This is a genomic window from Lutibacter sp. A64 (genome assembly GCF_022429565.1).
Lineage (GTDB): Bacteria > Bacteroidota > Bacteroidia > Flavobacteriales > Flavobacteriaceae > Lutibacter.
Genome location: NZ_CP092487.1, coordinates 1,537,124 through 1,554,643, shown reverse-complemented (window position 1 = coordinate 1,554,643; position 17,520 = coordinate 1,537,124). Strand labels below are relative to the sequence as shown.

12 protein-coding genes are annotated in these 17,520 nt (G+C 28.3%); 4 read left to right on the top strand and 8 right to left on the bottom strand.

Annotated features, from left to right (window positions below; translation table 11 throughout):
- Positions 1 to 123: 123 nt before the first annotated feature.
- Positions 124 to 1,158: a glutaminyl-peptide cyclotransferase gene (locus MKD41_RS06555; protein ID WP_240244641.1), complete on the bottom strand. Its 1,035-nt coding sequence runs from the start codon at positions 1,156 to 1,158 to the stop codon at positions 124 to 126.
- Positions 1,159 to 1,276: 118 nt separating this feature from the next.
- On the opposite strand from MKD41_RS06555, the gene MKD41_RS06550 reads away from it, so the two are divergent.
- The 4 genes from MKD41_RS06550 to MKD41_RS06535 all read left to right on the top strand — a co-directional run bounded on the left by MKD41_RS06550 (position 1,277) and on the right by MKD41_RS06535 (position 3,890).
- Entirely contained in the window at positions 1,277 to 1,528 is a 252-nt protein-coding gene (locus MKD41_RS06550; RefSeq protein WP_240228222.1) for a type B 50S ribosomal protein L31, read from the top strand.
- 306 nt (positions 1,529 to 1,834) lie between these two features.
- The gene (gene cysK, locus MKD41_RS06545; protein ID WP_240244640.1) at positions 1,835 to 2,749 is read left to right on the top strand and encodes a cysteine synthase A; all 915 of its coding nucleotides are present in this window, start codon (positions 1,835 to 1,837) and stop codon (positions 2,747 to 2,749) included.
- Positions 2,750 to 2,915: 166 nt separating this feature from the next.
- On the top strand, positions 2,916 to 3,293 hold the full coding sequence (locus MKD41_RS06540) for a hypothetical protein (RefSeq protein ID WP_240244639.1): 378 nt from the start codon (positions 2,916 to 2,918) through the stop codon (positions 3,291 to 3,293).
- Positions 3,294 to 3,407: 114 nt separating this feature from the next.
- Complete coding sequence (locus MKD41_RS06535; protein WP_240244638.1) at positions 3,408 to 3,890, top strand: hypothetical protein; 483 nt, start codon at positions 3,408 to 3,410, stop codon at positions 3,888 to 3,890.
- A 188-nt stretch (positions 3,891 to 4,078) separates the two neighbouring features.
- Here MKD41_RS06535 and MKD41_RS06530 read toward each other — a convergent pair whose 3' ends face one another.
- The 7 genes from MKD41_RS06530 to MKD41_RS06500 all read right to left on the bottom strand — a co-directional run bounded on the left by MKD41_RS06530 (position 4,079) and on the right by MKD41_RS06500 (position 17,354).
- Positions 4,079 to 6,721 (bottom strand): C10 family peptidase, encoded by a 2,643-nt coding sequence (locus MKD41_RS06530; RefSeq protein WP_240244637.1) that lies wholly within the window; start codon positions 6,719 to 6,721, stop codon positions 4,079 to 4,081.
- 101 nt (positions 6,722 to 6,822) lie between these two features.
- Entirely contained in the window at positions 6,823 to 7,716 is an 894-nt protein-coding gene (locus tag MKD41_RS06525) for a LamG domain-containing protein (RefSeq protein ID WP_240244636.1), read from the bottom strand.
- Positions 7,717 to 7,745: 29 nt separating this feature from the next.
- On the bottom strand, positions 7,746 to 9,260 hold the full coding sequence (locus tag MKD41_RS06520) for a RagB/SusD family nutrient uptake outer membrane protein (RefSeq protein ID WP_240244635.1): 1,515 nt from the start codon (positions 9,258 to 9,260) through the stop codon (positions 7,746 to 7,748).
- Between the two features lie 5 nt (positions 9,261 to 9,265).
- Positions 9,266 to 12,700 carry a SusC/RagA family TonB-linked outer membrane protein gene (locus MKD41_RS06515; RefSeq protein ID WP_240244634.1) on the bottom strand — a complete coding sequence of 1,145 codons (3,435 nt, stop codon included), beginning with the start codon at positions 12,698 to 12,700 and terminating at the stop codon, positions 9,266 to 9,268.
- Positions 12,701 to 12,745: 45 nt separating this feature from the next.
- On the bottom strand, positions 12,746 to 13,966 hold the full coding sequence (locus MKD41_RS06510; RefSeq protein ID WP_240244633.1) for a FecR family protein: 1,221 nt from the start codon (positions 13,964 to 13,966) through the stop codon (positions 12,746 to 12,748).
- A 145-nt stretch (positions 13,967 to 14,111) separates the two neighbouring features.
- Positions 14,112 to 16,670 carry a M14 family zinc carboxypeptidase gene (locus MKD41_RS06505; protein ID WP_240244632.1) on the bottom strand — a complete coding sequence of 853 codons (2,559 nt, stop codon included), beginning with the start codon at positions 16,668 to 16,670 and terminating at the stop codon, positions 14,112 to 14,114.
- Between the two features lie 105 nt (positions 16,671 to 16,775).
- Positions 16,776 to 17,354, bottom strand: a complete 579-nt coding sequence (locus MKD41_RS06500; RefSeq protein ID WP_240244631.1) for an RNA polymerase sigma factor — start codon at positions 17,352 to 17,354, stop codon at positions 16,776 to 16,778.
- Between the last annotated feature and the right edge of the window lie 166 nt (positions 17,355 to 17,520).

Below are 17,520 nucleotides of genomic sequence, written 5' to 3'. Positions count from 1 at the left end.
AAATGAATGAAAATTGTATCGAAAACAAGAGTTTTTAATTAAAGTTATTTTTCGATATAATTTTATGTGCTTCAAAATCACCCGAAAAGATGTTTATCATACTTTTTGAGATAAGATGAAATGCTATTTTTTTATCAATTCAATTTCGTACAATTTAGCCCAATGTTTACCAGTAACAAAAATGCGATTATTCTCTTTGTCGTATGCAATTCCGTTTAAAACTTCGTCGCTATCTACTAGGTTTTGTTCTTTTAAAATTTCTTTTTTTAATCCATCCAAATCTGCTACACCTTCAACTTTTCCATTTTTAGGGTTTATAATTAATAATGAATTTTGTTGCCAAATATTGGCATAAATTAGTCCGTTTATGTATTCTAATTCATTAAGGTTTTCAACTTTTCTTTTATTGGTGTATGCCTCAATATAACTTTCTTCTACAAAAGTTTCAGGATTTAAAAACCAAATACGTTCTGTACCATCTGTTTTTAATAAATGTGTTCCATCATTTGCAAATCCCCAACCTTGAAGACTTTTGGTGTATTTAAACTCTTTTTCTTTTTCAAAAGTTTCTAAATCATACACAATACCAATACCACCTTGCCAAGTTAATTGATGAATTTTGTTATTAAAGATTGTGATTCCTTCACCAAAATACTTTGCATCTAAATCTTTTTGTTGAAGTGATTTGCCAGTTTCTAATTCAACTTTTCTAATGTAAGATTGTCCTTTACGTCCGGTACCTTCGTATAAAAAGCCGTTGTAATATTCTAAGCCTTGTGTAAAAGCATTTTTATCGTGTGGGTAGGTGTTAATTATTTTATAAGTATAAATTTCTGGCGACGAATCTGCCATAAAATAAACAGGTTTTGTTATTTTTTTTGTTTTACCTTCAAAAAATACAATTGCTGTAACAGTATGTTTTCCTAATTTAAAATCGTTTATTTTTATTGTTGAAGAAGCACTTTTACTTACAATTTTTTTAGACCCAATAGAAAAGTGAACAGAATCTATTGGTTTATCTCCTTTTTCTGAAACAGAAATAGTTAACTCTTGATTACTTTGAATTTTTTGAGGAGTATTTAAAATAAATTTGTACTCGCTTTTACAAGAAACTAGAAAAAGTAGTGTTAAAAAACCTAATATTGATCGATTTATCATAACTTTGTTTAAATATTTGAAATTTTATGTAAATAAAATAAATTATTTGTTTGAAGTTTCAAAAATATGGTTAAATTTGCAGTCTTAAAAATAAAAACAGCATTAAAACGAGTTTACGATGAGAAAAGGTATACACCCAGAAAATTATAGAATGGTAGCATTTAAAGATATGTCTAACGATGATGTATTTTTAACTCGTTCAACAGTAAATACTAAAGAAACTTTAGATGTAGATGGTGTTGAATATCCTTTAGTAAAATTAGAAATTTCAAGGAGTTCACATCCTTTTTACACAGGTAAATCTAAGTTAATAGATACTGCAGGACGTATTGACAAGTTCAAATCTAAATATGCTAAATTTAAAAAGTAATATTTTAGATTAAAAATATTTAAAATCCTCAACTTTTGTTGAGGATTTTTTTTTGCCTGTTATTTTGTTCTTAAATAGTAGTACATAATAAATGTTTTAAATAGGAAAGATTTATATAAACTTGTAAAAGTTATAATTAGTTAAGTCGAATTATTACCTGTCCTAAACTTTTTAAAATAAGATTGTAATAAATTATTAAAATATAGGTTTTATTTATAAATAAGATTATAGAAGTAATTTTGTTAGGTTAAAAACGACTGAGTATAAAATAAGAACTTAAAGCGTTAATATAAAATTTATAAACACATGAAAATTAATACTATTTTAGAGAGTATAGGTAATACACCAGTGGTAAGATTAAGTAAGCTTTTTCCAGAGGCAAATGTTTGGATGAAATTAGAAAAATCTAATCCAGGAGGAAGTATAAAAGATAGAATTGCATTAGCTATGATTGAAGATGCAGAGAAAAGAAATATTTTAACAAAAGATACTGAGATTATTGAGCCAACATCTGGAAATACAGGAGTTGGTTTGGCGATGGTTGCAGCTATAAAAAACTATAAATTAACATTGGTTATGCCAGAATCAATGTCTGTTGAAAGAAAAGCATTAATGGCAGCTTACGGAGCCAATTTAGTTTTAACACCAAAAGAATTAGGTTTATCAGGTACTATTGCAAAAGCTAAAGAAATGGCTGAAAGTAATAAAAATTCTTGGATGCCTTCACAGTTTACAAATCAAGCAAATCCAGAAATTCATCGTAAAACTACAGCTTTAGAAATAGCAGCAGATTTTCCAGAAGGATTAGATTATTTAATTACTGGAGTGGGTACTGGAGGACATATTACGGGTATTTCTGAAGTTTTGAAAGAAAAATTTTCTGATTTAAAAGTGTTTGCAGTAGAGCCAAATGACTCTGCAATTATTTCTGGAGATAAACCAGGACCACATCCTTTACAAGGTATTGGGCCAGGATTTATTCCTGAAGTATTTAATACTAATTCTATAGATGGTGCAATTAGAATAACTAAAGAAGAAGCATTTTTAGAGGTTCAGAATATTGCAAAAACTGAAGGTATTTTAGTAGGAATTTCAACTGGAGCTTCTTTGGCTGCAGTTAGAAAACAGTTAAAAACTATTAATTCAGATAAAACAGTATTAACTATTAATTATGATACTGGTGAACGTTACCTTTCTATTGAAGGTCTTTTTACTGAATAAATTTAAAAAAGTTGCGGATTTTAATTCGCAATTTTTTTTAAGATATAATTAACGCGCTATTTTATAATAAATTAAAATAGCGTAAAATTTAATCAATAAAAAAACTAAATTTGCAGTCTAAAAAATTTAGCAGATAATTAAAACCTACAAAATAGGTGTAGTAAACGTGAAAAAATTACAGTTACATAAACTTTTAAAAGTAGCATTGCTTATTTCAATTTATTGTTTAGGTATTGTTGTTCCTGTAAAAATAGCACCTGTTTTAAATGCTCAAAAAGTAGAGCAAAATACCAAACAAGAATATTCTTCAAACATATTTAAAGTTCCATATGTACATACACAAGGAGCCGAAATGTTACTTTTGGAAGGTACAGAGTATCTTTCATATAATTTTAATCTATTTTATAAGGGAATTTGGGTCAGCTTATACTCAAGTGAATTACTATTTAAAAATAAGTATAAACAGTATCAAAACTATTTTAAAACATTACTTATTAGAAATAGGAAGTCCGACCTTATTTTTCCATTTCATAATTTTTGGTAATAATTTTTGTTTAAAACCGCCTTTTTTGGGGGTAGAAATAAACTTTTTTAATGCGTTGTGATACTTCATTTCGCGCAAACATTATTGTATTTAAATTAATAAAAAATTATAAAAATGGATTTTGGAACAATCTTAATAGGTTTAGTATGCATAGCTTTATGCGCAATGCCTTTTGTATTAACTACTAGAGGAAGAAAAAAAAGAGAGAAAGCGTTAGTTATGTCGCTTAAAAATTTAGCTAAAAATGAAAATAGTGAAATAACCCAATACGAAACTTGCGGAAACTATGCTATAGGTGTAGATGAAGTAAATAAAATTGTTTTTTTTCAATTAAAAAGTAAAGAAATAAACAAATATGAAATTGTAAAACTTGATACAATTAAAAAGTGTAGAATTTCAAATATTAGTAGTGTTGTTAGTGGAGGTGAAAAGATTATAGAAAAATTAAATTTACATTTAACTCCTATAACTAAAAGTAAAGAAGATACTATATTAGAGTTTTACAATGCTGATTTAAGTTTTCAACTTAGTGGTGAGTTACAATCCATACAAGAGTGGAATTCTTTAATAAATAAGATATTAGTTGCTAAAAAATAGCTGATATATTTTGATGTATTGTAAAAGAGACTGTCAAAAAAAGTCTAGAAAACTGTCATTTTGAATTTATTTCAGAATCTCATCTTACTGGTAATCAATTAGTATGAGAGTATGGAATAAATTTAAGTTGACGAAAATTCAACTTTTTAGACAGTCTCTTTTATATTTTTTATAGGTAAAAGAAGTTTTTATTCTTTTATAAATTTAGTAGTATAAGTTTGTTTATTAGTTTTTAAGGTATAAATATAGAGTCCTGTTTCTAAATTTGAAATATCGATATTAATGTTGTTTGTTCCATTTACCAAGGAAATGTTTTTTGAAAGCTTTTCTTGTCCTATTAAATTGAGAATTATAATTTCTCCTTTTTGATTTGAACTACTTGTAATTGTATTGATGAAAGAATTTTTTGCAGGATTTGGATAAATAGTGATTGTTTCAGGTAAATCTATGGTTTTAGAAAAAGTTCCTTCACATACAATACTTGTTTTTACTTGTACAAGGTCACCATTGTTTACGTCTAAAGAAAAAGCAGGATTAGATGTTTTAAAAGTATCTTGTCCATTTACTGATACAGTAAACGGTGCAGTTCCTTTTGCAATATCAATAAATAACTTTTTTGATTGAATATTGCTTTTTACATTAATAGTTACACCTTCATCAATATTAATTGAAAAACATTGCTCGTAATTTTCTGCTTCAACTGAAATACAAAAATCATAGGTTCCTGGAGCTAAATTTTCAATGGTTTTATTTGTTGTAAAATTATAATTATTACCATTAATTGTAGTGTTGTAGTTTTGTGTTTCTTGAGCAGTAATTATAAGTTGTCCATTTTTTTTATTCGGACAAGTTTCTCCAATAGTTTCAATTTTAAAATTAGTAGCTAATAGGGTAAAGCATCCATTGGAGTTTACATTTGTTCCAGAAGTTGAATTTGGACATAGATCTTTATCATTAGAAACTCCGTCATTATCATCATCTAGTTGACTATCGGAACAGCCATTGGCATCTACTTGTTCGTCATTTGGTGTATTTGGGCACAAATCTTCATTATTCATAACTCCGTCATTATCATCATCTAATTGGTTTTCAATTGTAGATTCAAATTTCCATTCAACAAAATTAGTTTCATTTTTAACAATTACACTTAAATTTGAAGCAGCATCTTTTAATCTAATATTATGAACATTTTGAAATGGAAAGTATGCAATAGTATTTGAATCTATTTCATAAATTAAGGCTTTATTTGGTATAAAATTAGTAGCATATCTTTTTGAAGAAGAAATTCTTAATTGATCTAAATCTGCTTTAATAAAATTAGAATAACCACCAGCATATTTTTCACCAATATTTAAAGCATTGTTTGAATTTGTAAGGTTAAAATTACTACTTGTATCTTCATTTTGAAGGACTCCATCAATATATAATTTTGTTTGATTTTTGGTATGTGTAACCGCAATATGTGACCATTTATTTATTGTTAAATCTTCATTAGAAATTAAACTAGCATTTGTTGTGTATGAGCTAAATTTAATGGCATAATTTGATGAAGTAACATTTGTAATTTCTAAGCTAAATACATCTTGTTGATCTAAAATGATATTTCCATTTGTATTAGCATCTTTTAAACGTATCCAAGTTTCAAAAGTATAATCTTCAGTAAAATCTAAATCGTTATCAGGTGTTTGACGCGCATACGCATATTGTTCTCCACCAAAATAAGCATAACCATTGTATGTATTTATTGCGTGAACTTTAACTTCAGACCAAGAGTTTTCATAATACGAGCCATTTATTTTTGCTTTTACTCTAAATTGATAAACTTGACCTGTTGGATTTGTAATTGTGTAATTTTTTGAAGTAATTCCAGTGGAAACTTCTTCCCAGTCACCTTCATCTATTTTTTGTTCAAGTGTAAATTCATCACAAGTAATTTTATCACTTACTTCCCAATTTATAGTAAAACTATTGTTGGTTCCCGTACTTTCTATAGTGGTAATTTGAGGGTTTGGTAAAATGTCAAAAGCAGCTCCTGTAATTGTATTATAACCTGGAGAAGTACTTGTCCAACCCTGTATATTATACCAACCATTTATGTTATTATCGTTATGCCATCCCCAATTTAAATGGTAATAAGGTACGCCGTCAACTTCTTTATAGCCATCAGCTATAAAAACATGCCCATCTCCTGTTCTACTTGCACTAACAGCAATTGGCACTGGAATACCCGCTAAGATATTTTCATTTAAACGTTGCCAAAAGAATTCCCACGTAATATCTTGATAATTGCTGGTGTATCTAAAGTGGTTTTGGTAAACAAAAGGAGTTTTGTTAATGTTTGATGTAGAACCACTAGGCTCATAATCCATTTGTAAGGCTACACCTGTATGATACATAAGCTCTCCAATAGCTTTTTGTTGAGTTTTTGTAGAAGCTTTGTTCATATACTCGTCTAACATATTATCCCAGTCATAGGTAACATTATCAAAAAAAGCTTGGTGACGAATTAATGTGCCATTATAATTATCGTTATAAACATTACTACCAACACCTTTAATAGGCCATTTGTAATAGTATAAAATTTGTGACATTGAGATTGCAACACAGCCAGGAGATGCGTGACTAGGAGTGTAGTAATTAGAAGGATATACAGTATTTCCTTCGTTGTCTTTACAGTTCACACCTCCCCAAATATCGGTTAAAATTGGGGGTATGGTATTGGCTGTTTTAGAACCAGTATTTTTAATATCAAGTTTAACTTCTTGAGCAAAGACAGCATTATTTAGTATAAAAAGGTATATAAATACTGCTTTTAGAAATATTTTTTTCATAATAGACAAATTTATTTTTTGAGTTAGTTACTGTAAATAAAACAGTAACTAACTCTCTATTTTACTATAACTATTAATCCAAATAATATCTTGTAATTTAATTAATTTGATGGAACAGTATAATCTTCACTTGTCCAAAATACTGTATTTACTACTTGTATGTAGTAACCGTAAACACCTTTAATCTCTACTTTATCAAAAGAATTAACAGGATCAAAAGGGGTTAAATTTTCATCTAAATCCATTTGTAATAATGTGTTGCTATCCACAACGAATCTTTCAAATTGATCAGGGGTAAAAGAGCTAGGGTATCTATCAACATAAGAAACTCTAATATTGTCAAAAGAACCTTTGTAGAAATTCATATTACCACTTCTATACATATAATTAAAATCTAACCAAGTATCGTTTACAGGTTGTATCCATAAATCATCTTCACTAGAATCTATTAATACACCGTTTATATAGAATTTTGCGGTATTATCGCTAGAAGATCTAGAGATTGCAACATGTGCCCATTCGTTAAATTTTAAATTGATGTTAGATTCATCAGATTGCATTGTACCAACAGCCACATTATCTGAGTCTAAACGGTTATATTTTATTGCAAAGTCTGCATTTGCATCATCAATTAAATACAATTCAAAATTTCTTCCACGTTCCATAATACAGGCTCCATTTGCATCTTTACCAGAAACAGCATTTCTATCACCAATTAATGCGTCTGAATCAACTTTAATCCAAGTTTCATATGTCCAATCTTCACCAGACATAGAACTTAAATCATTTGAATTTCCTCCACTAAAAGCATAAAATCTGTCATCTGAAGTACTTGATCCCGTAAAAGTAGGATATGTTAAATTAACACCTTCAACAAATACAGTATCTATTTGAATTATGTTTCCAGGATAAACAGGTAGCGGATCACTTTCGCACGAAGTAATTGTTAGACTTCCAATAAGCAATAAAAAGAATATAGGTTTTAATATTTTCATGTTGTTTTATTTTTAAAGTTTTGTAATTGTTAGTTTTGAGGGTTGTACCATCCATTAATTGAAACATCTTCATTTGGAACACCAAATTGTGGATTAAGTCCTCCAAAAGTGTAAAATGGTTCTACTAGTACTTCTAATTGCTGTGCAGGTATTGGGAAATGCAATAATGAGCCATCTTGTAATTGACCACTTCTACGCATATCAAAATATTCGATACCCATACCTGTAAGTGGTAATTCTATAGTTCTTTCATAGGTGATCGCTTTTTTAACATCATCTATACTTGCATTTGTAGATAGAGGAGGTAAGCCACCTCTTGTTGTTCTAGTGCCAGCATTAATTATATTTATGGCTTCTGGTATTCTGTTAAGTTGTACTAATGCTTCAGCTTTAAACATATCTATTTCTGCTTTACGCATCATTATAACTGGCGCAAAGAAATTTGAATTTATCCAACTATCTAAGCGAGAGTATCTATATGTTGACCACCTCCATAAACCTCTTTCTGGTCTATTATTTGAAGCATTGTATTGAAAATCTGTTAAAACTCTTTGATCATTAGAGATAATTTTACCTTCATGTGGTAATGCGCTTATGCCTTCTTCTGGCCAATTTGCTGGAATTGTTTCATCTAGCATATTTACAATTCTCATATCTACTTTACCCCAAGTTGGTCTAGCCATATAATATTTGTACCAAGACATCCATTTTCTATCAGAAGCATTTCCATCACCTTCAACATTAAAATCACTGGTTATACCTTTTTCTGAATGTTCTAAAACTTTAGCCCAATCAATTGCATTTGTTTGTTCAACATTTCTAGCAGAATAAACCATTAATCTAGCAATAAATGAATGCGCTAATTTTGACATTTCAAGGTTAGAAAATGTATTTCCATTAATCCATTCAATAGGTAATGTAAATTGATTATTGTCAAATACGTCTATAGCTTTTTCTAATTGATTTATTGCTATTTCTATTGATTCTTGGTAGCTTGTTACGCCTAATGTAGCATAATCGGTATTTTCATCTGAGGGATATGCTTTATCATATACCAAACCTATGTAACCATTACCTAAACCTTGCATAAAATAACCCATTCCTTTAACCATCATAGTTTCGCTACCTTGATCGCCAATTTCAACACCATTGTCAATAGCTACAAGTACATCATTTGCAGTTGTTATAACAGCATACATTTGTTGCCAATAATTACGAATAATAGAATGGTATGCATATGATGGCGAATTATCTATAAAAATTCTAGGTTCTTCGCTCATATCTAATGTAGCATAATTTGCAAAGGTAACTGTACCCCAATCTGCCATTACCCACATTGCAGGTCCAGGCGAACCAAAATTATGTTGTTCTTGTATAAACCAAGTGTTAAATAATCCAGAAGCTAAACTTTTTACACCATCGGAAGTTGATAATACAATATCTCTATCTGGATTGTTATAATTTTCTACATCTAAATCGCTACAATTTATATATGTAATACTTAAAATAATTAATAAAATATATTTATATGTTTTTTTTATCATAATTATTAAAATTTAAATTCTACTGAAAATGAATAATTTCTAAAATTAGGGTATCCAAAGTCGTCAAAAAGAAAACCATCGGAACCTGTTTGAGGATCATAACCAGAATAATCTGTAATTGTGACTAAGTTTCTGCCTATAACACCAATTTTAATTTGTTCTATATATTTGGTTGGAAAACCTTTTGTTTTCTTATCAAGTGTATAATAAATAGAAGCTTCATTTAATTTAATGTATGATGCATCTTCTACCCAAAAACCGTTTATTGCATCAGCATCGTATAAGGCTTGGTAGTAATCTACTGTTTTTTTATTTTCAGGTTTAACATGTATTTGATCTATAATACCTAGACGATTATCACGAACTAAATATTGAGAAGTATGGTTGTATAAATCACCTCCTTGTTTCCATTGCCATAACATATACGCCGAGAAACCTTTGTAGTTAATAGTGGTATTTAATCCTAACCTAAAATCAGGATTAATATCTCCTATTTTTTGAATAGCTTCTGAACCATTTTCGTCTAAGATTACAAAAGGTGTTTCGTTTGCAGTACCAATATCACTAGTTTTAACAACTACACCGTCTCTATTAACTGAATAATCGCTAATAACTGCTCCATCAGGTAATTGTTGTTGCATTTGTTCTAAGGTGTTTACAAAATTTACCCCATACATAGTTCCAAAAGTTTCACCTTCTTTAATTCTAAAGGTGTTTCTTGGACCAGTTCTATATTCAGGAATGTTTAGTTTTGTAATTTTTTGATTTGTTTTATCGAACGTTAATGAGGCACTCCAATTTAAATCGTTTTTTGAAATAAGTTTAGCATTTAACATTGCTTCAAAAGTGTTACTCTCTAATTCACCAGCATTTACATTTTGATATTTAAAACCTCCAGAGTGTGAAGCTAAAGGGGCTAATAAATATTGGTCTGTAACTTTTGTTTTAGAATACGTAGCTTCAAGCCTAAATCTATCTAAAAATGAAGATTCTAAACCAACTTCTAATTCAGCAGAACGCGAAGGCTTTAAGTTTTTATTACCAATTGTGTTTTTAGAGGTTACTCCATCAACCAAAGTAAAGGTTTCATCTTTATCTCCAAAGCTAGGTCTTAACCCCGAAGTACCATAAGCGGCTCTTAATTTTAATTCTTGAACTCCAGAAATTTCAACATCTTTTGTTAAACGGTATGCTCCAGATAATCTAAAATAATTTTGCCATCTTTCGTTTTCACCAAAAAGCGATGAACCATCAACTCTAAATAATCCATCTAAAATATATCTATCTTTATATACAAAAGATCCGATTGCAAAATAGTTAGTTGCTCTAATATCTGTAGTATAGTCACTGGCATCAATATTTGCAGGGTCAAAATTGTTAAATGTTGGAAAATCACTTAATATAAAAGAAGTTCCATTAGTAGTTGTGCTTTCAAAGTGGTTATCTTCACTTAAATAACTTAATTTTCCATTAAAATCTAATTCTCCCCAAGTTTTTTTGAAATCTACTGTGGCTCTAAATGTTTGATTAAAAGCTTTGTAATTTCTTTTACTTAATGCTCCACCTGTATATGATACTGAAAATGGATTACTTACATTTAAAATTAAAGGGTCTGCATTTGGATCTAAATAATTTGGAAGGACAGCATCAATAGTATTTTGTGGAGATAATATTTTATTGTTAAAATGTTCTAATTCAAAAGCGTAAGAAGCATTAAAGCTAACAACATCATTTAGTTTCCAATTAATATCAGATGAACTTAATAATCTTGATTTTTCAGCAGTACTTTCTTTTTTCCATAAATCATATAGCGGATTTGCAAACTGTGTATTCCATTGATTTGGATAGAAGTTATATTCTTGGTCGTCTATATTTTTTTGAAATAAATTTACATCAGGTTCGGTAGATAATACTTCAAAAAAGGCAGCAGTACCACCACCCATATAATCGTTATCAGTGCGGATATAATTATTACTTACTGAAATTTTTAATTTTTCAGAAATAGCATGGTCGGCATTAAATCTTAAACTTTGTCTGTTATAACCTCCAGTTTCAACAACCACACCTTGACTCTCGTTGTTTTCAAAAGATAAAAATAAGTTGGTATCGTCTAATTTATAACCTAAGCCAATATAGTTTGTTATATATTGCCCATCATTAAACATTTCTTCTTGTAAATCATTATTTACTCTATAAGGTAAATCTTGGTAATGATCATCTTTTTCAACTCTGTTACCATTAATTCTTGGATCCCATCCAGAAACATAATCACTTGGATAGTTAACAAATTGGTATTTTGTATATGTATCAGTGTCTAACCAAGTTGGATCTAAACGGTAGTGGTGAGATGTAGATAAATCTAAAAGGTTTGCTACTTGTTGAAAACCAAATTCGTTTCTAACTGTTATTGATGTTTTTCCGTTGCTAGCGCCTTTACCTCTTTTAGAAGTAACAACTATAACTCCATTGGCTGCTTTTGAACCATATAATGAAGCAGCGGCAGCACCTTTTACTACTTCTATAGATTCTACATCATCAATATTTATATCGGCTAAAGATCCGCCCATTATAACACCATCAATTAAAATCATAGGGTTGTTACCACCTCTAATGGAAGTAGAACCTCTTAAAACAATATCAGAACTTGCTCCTGGAGAACCACTGAAAGAAGTAACCGTAACACCTGCAATTTTACCTTGTAATGAAGAAGAAACTGAAGTTTGAGGCGCTTTTTCTAAAGCATCAGATTTAATTTTTGCAACAGAAACTGATAATTTTTTTCTTGAAGTTCCTGATGCTACACCTGCAATTATTACTTCATTAAGTAGGTTTGAATCTGTTTTTAAATTAATAACTAAAGAAGTTCTATTATTTATTGATACAATTTCTTCTTGAAATCCTAAGTAAGAAAATATTAATACATCATTAGGTAGTGCATTTATGGTAAACTTTCCATCAAAATCTGTTGATGTACCTAAATTTGTGTTTTTTATAATAATGTTTACTCCAGGCAATGGGTTACCATTATCATCATTTACAATACCATTTACTCTAATTTTTTCTTGCTTGTTAGATGTGTTGGTTTTTGTTCTAATAATTATATCACTATCTTTAATAGAGTACTCTAAATTTAAACCTTTAAAAGCTAAATCAAGCGTTTTTGTTACTGGAGCATTTTTAACATTTAAAAGAACTTTAGAATTTAAACTAGCTATATTGCTATTAAAAAAGAAATCGTAATCTGTTTTACTAGAAATTAAGTCAAAAAGTTCTTGAATAGTCAACTCCTTATTTATTGTTAATAAGGGCGCTTGCTCTTTATCTGTTTTTACTGTTGTACCAGCAAAGGCAAAAGAAGATGCAAAGAAAATGCTTAGAAAAATAGTTAGTATTTTTAAGTTGAGTTTTTTGTAAAATCTTATTGTAATATGTTTACTCATATTTTTTTTGTTTTTAAATGATTAGTTGTGATATTCTATTTATTTTTAATTGAAAAACAATTCTACCTTGTTTTCAATAATTTTATAACTAATGCCTTCAGTATATTTAAGCATTTGTAAAAAATGAATTAATTCATTTTCTTTTTTAAGAGTTCCAGTAAATCTAAATTGTTTTATTTTTTCATCTTTTAAAATAAAACTTACGTTATACCAATTATCAAGTCTTGTTACTATGTTCTCTAACTTTTCATTTTCAAAAATCATTCTGTTCATAGTCCAAGAAACTTCATTTTGAACATTTACATTTTGTACAATAATTTTATTTTGATTGTGGTATAATTTAGCTTGAGTTCCAGGTTTAATCTTTTGATTTTCTCCGTGAGGATTAGAAACATTAATGGACCCATTAATTAAAGTTGTACTGGTGTAACCATCATTTTCATAATTTGATACATTAAACTCGGTACCTAATACTTCAATTTTTAAATCTGAAGATTGTACAATAAACGGACGCTTCTTATTATGTGCTACGTCAAAAAAAGCTTCACCTGATAAATCTACTTTTCGTTGTTTTGAAATTGTAGAGTTATTAAAAGAAATAGTACTGTTTGAATTTAATTCAATAGCAGTTCCATCAATTAGTGTTAATGCGTATTTTTTTCCTTTTGGAACAATTATTTTAAACGCATCATCATTTTTGTTAGAAATTAAATTATCAGTTGAAATAAAATTTATTGTTTCAGAATTGACGTTTACAAGTACACCATTTTTTAATAACCATTTACTATTGGTGTCTTCAGAGATTTTAAAGTATTCATAGGTTGAAGTTTGTATTAAAATATCTGTATTGTTGTATTCTGTTTTTGTTAAGTGTTCAGCAAAAGAAGTTGTATTTTTGGTTGAAGTAAAATACATTGTAGCTATTGAAATTAATAAAATAACAGCTGCTGCATATTTTAAAAAGTTGCTTGGTCTTAATACTTTTAATTTAGAACTTTTTATTTTGTTAGAAGCTTCTAATAAATTAATATATTGTTGTTTAATAAATGCTTCTGATTTTACAGATTTAGAATCGTCAATATTTAAGGTTTTTAGTTTGGAAAGTATAAGAGTAGCATTGTCAAACTTTTTTAAATCTTCTGTATCTAATTCACTTTTAAAATTCATCCAAAAATGATTATTTGTTTTAAAATTTGATGTTACCCAAATAATAAATTTATCATCATTTAATAAATCATTAATATTGTGCTTCTCTATTTTGGACATAATTTTTGTATGGTTGTTATTAATAAGAGTGTAATTTTTTGTTTTGTACTATGTATTTTTTAATAAAAATTGATTTTTTTTCAATAAATAAGATAGTTTACTGGTAAATAACTGCTTATATGTGTTGTTTTTTGAAAAAAATCTTTTAATATGGTATTTTTATTAAAGAACCAAAAGATATGGCATTCATAAATAATTTGTTGGTACCATACCAAGCTCCCCTAAAATTAGGATTGTCTGCAAATAGTATAGTTCTTCCGTTGCCAACTTTACTTACTATAATTGCTGCAGATTTTTTTATATAATTGTTAATGTTTTCTGGTGAAACATAACCATCAATATGTGGGTTTTCTGTGTATTTAGCAACTGTTGAAAATCTACTTTTTGTTGGTGAAATAAAAACTTTGTTATTTTTATATATTGGTATTTTTAAATCGTGATAACCATAAGCAATTGGATGTGTAATGTCTAAATCTATTTCAAAAATGGCTCCACCAATGCTTTGTTTGCCAATTACAGCTCTTGAATCGGCATAATTAAACCTAGATTTTGTTGTGTCTTTTACCCAATCTAATAAGTTTTCTTCAACTATTTTATTTTTTATAGCCCAAGAACTAGCTGTTCTTGTTGTGATTAATGTATTTCCTAAGCTTATCCAGTTTTTTAGTTTTTCTTTGTCTTTTTCAGATAAAAGGCTGTAACTACCTGAAACCATTACAATAACATTATACCTATGTAAATCCGTTTTATAGAATAATCTTTCTGGTACTTTCACAATTGGCATTTGCATTCTTTTTTCAAATAAATGCCAAACTTCACCTGCTTCATATGCAGAAACACCACCTTTAACAAGCATCATAACTTTAGGTTGTTTAAGCGTAACAAAATTTGTACTTCCAAGATCAATTCCTTTTAAACTATAACCAGTATTTACAGAATATACTTGTATTTTATATTGTTCACTAAGTGTATTTATTATTGAAAAAAGCGTGTCTTTGTCTATGTTTTGAATGCTTACTGGTATTAGTAAAGTTCCTCTGCTAAAAGAAACTTCAGTTTCATTTGCAATTGTTGTAATTGGTTCTACCGCAGTTTTAACAATAATATTTTTTTCTTGTAATTTGTGTAAAAGCGCAGGAGCATAATAATCATCCCAAGGAATTAAATAAGCGTACTCACTTAAAGAGCACTTGTCAATTTTAACAGTGTTAGATTCAGGAGTAATTTTATTTTTATATGCTATATCTTTTGAAAGTGGAGCATACTTCATATTATAAAAATTTGCAACCGACCAAGAAGAGGCATCATAAAAAACACTATCTCTATATTTATTGTAAGTTTCAAATATGGTACGAACCATTAAATATTCCTTCTGTTTTGTTGGTACGGTGTAAGCATAACCTTTCTTGTAAGTGTTGTTTTTTAATTTTAAATCTTTATCTAATGGGTATGCTTTAATTTTATGTTTTAGTAGTAAGTCTAAAAAGGCTTTATTTCTGTTTTGATCATAATTATCTCCAAAAACATAAGCTTTAATTTTACTTTCTGAAGCTTGTTCAATAGCATTCTTAAAAAATTTATTTTGATAAGAATATAAAAGATCTTTATTTTTTATTGCAGCGTTTATAGTTGCAAAAGTAGAGACGAATTGATTTCTTATGGTAAAAGGAAATGATAAATTACCTGTTGTAGTTTCTTGTAAATGTCCTCTTGCTGCTGCTTGTTCAAATAATAAAGCTAGAGAACCTTGTAAATCTCCGTAAGTAGAGCCGTAACCAGGATATGTTGCATCATATTTTTCTTTAGTAAAGTATAGAGAACCGATTTCATCTAAATCTTCACTAAATTGTTTTGCAAAAGCAAATGTTAATGAAGTATAATTTTCATCAGGTGTTACGGGGTTTAATGATGCTGATAAAGGTTTTGGCTCAAAAAAGAATGTACTTGTTGTACTCATTTCGTGAAAATCTGTAACCACATTTGGATACCATTCATGAAACCATTTTAAACGAGCATTGCTTTCTGGTTGTACAGCTAGTAATAAATCTCTATTTAAATCAAATAAATAATGATTTGTTCTTCCTCTTGGCCAACCTTCGTTATGTTCAATGTCGTTTTTATCTGCAATAGGAGGGGTGCCTTTAAACGAATTTACCCAATTAGTAAACCGATCTCTTCCATCTGGATTAATAGTTGGTTCTAGAAATATGATAGTATTGTCTAAATATTTTTTTACTGTGGGGTTTTCTGAAGCAACTAAGGTATAAGCTGCTAATAAAGCGGCTTCAGTTCCTGAAGGTTCGTTTCCATGAACATTGTATGCTAAATTTATAAAAACAGGTAAATCTGTAAAATCAGTTATATCTATATTTTCATCTACAACTTGTAAATGTTTCTCTTTAATACTTGTTAAATTTTTATGATTTTCTAACGAAGTAATTGTTAAAATAACAAGTTTTCTATTTTCATTTGTTTTTCCAATAACTTTTAAAGAAGCTTTATCTGACAGTTCTGCTAATTTTTCCATATATGAAATAACTAAGTCATGTCTTGTATGGAAATCACCAATTGCATATCCTAAAAATTCTTCAGGACTTGGGATGTTTTTATTGAAAGGAGCATATTCTTCAAAATAATAATTTTGAGAAAAAACAATTGATTGGGTAAGAATAAATAAAATGATTGTAAAGAACTTTTTTTTCATAAAAATGAGGTGCTTAGATGTTTTTGAATAAATTTAGTTGTTGTAGTTATAAAATAGAGGTCTAATTTTATATTTGTACTATGTAAAATTTGTTAAAATGTGATTTTAATTAAAAACTAGAAAAAGTAAATGGGTGTAATCTTTCCCTAAAGTGCGTAATTTTTTTATTGCTCCAGCTAATATATTTCTTACAGTTTGGTATTTAATGTCAAGTGTTTCGGAAATTTCAAAATTATTAAAGTTTTGAAAATATTTTAAATAGACAATTTCACGTTCTCTTGGACTTAATTTTTTAATAAGTTTTTTTAAATCTTTTAGTATTATTTCTTTGCTATGGTCGTCTTCCTCATACGGAATTGTACCTTCAATTAAATTGAATTCTAATTTAGAATTTTTTTTAACCTTAAATATTTGATTTCTAAAACTTTTAAATAAATAAGCTTTAACATTTTTTACTTCAGTATTTTGGTTTTTGTAGTTTAAAATATTTAAAAAAGTATCGTGAATACAATCTTCTATTTCAGAGGAGCTTAAATATCTTTTACCAAAATTATAAAGCATTTGATAATTAGAATTATAAATAGTTTGAAACGAAGCCATATCTCCATTAATAAAAGAATTCCATAATTGTTCTTGTGAGTTAATAGTTGAATTATTTTGTGAATTATTCAATGGATTCTTCATTTACATGTAAATTATCCTTTATTTTTGTGATAATGATTTGTTTTTCGGAATTACAAACATACAATTTATTAAAATAATAATTTAAAAACTGTAGCTACAAGTTAAAAAAAATAAATAATAAATAGGGTAAAACTTTAGTAATAAAAGCGTTATTTAAATTTAATTT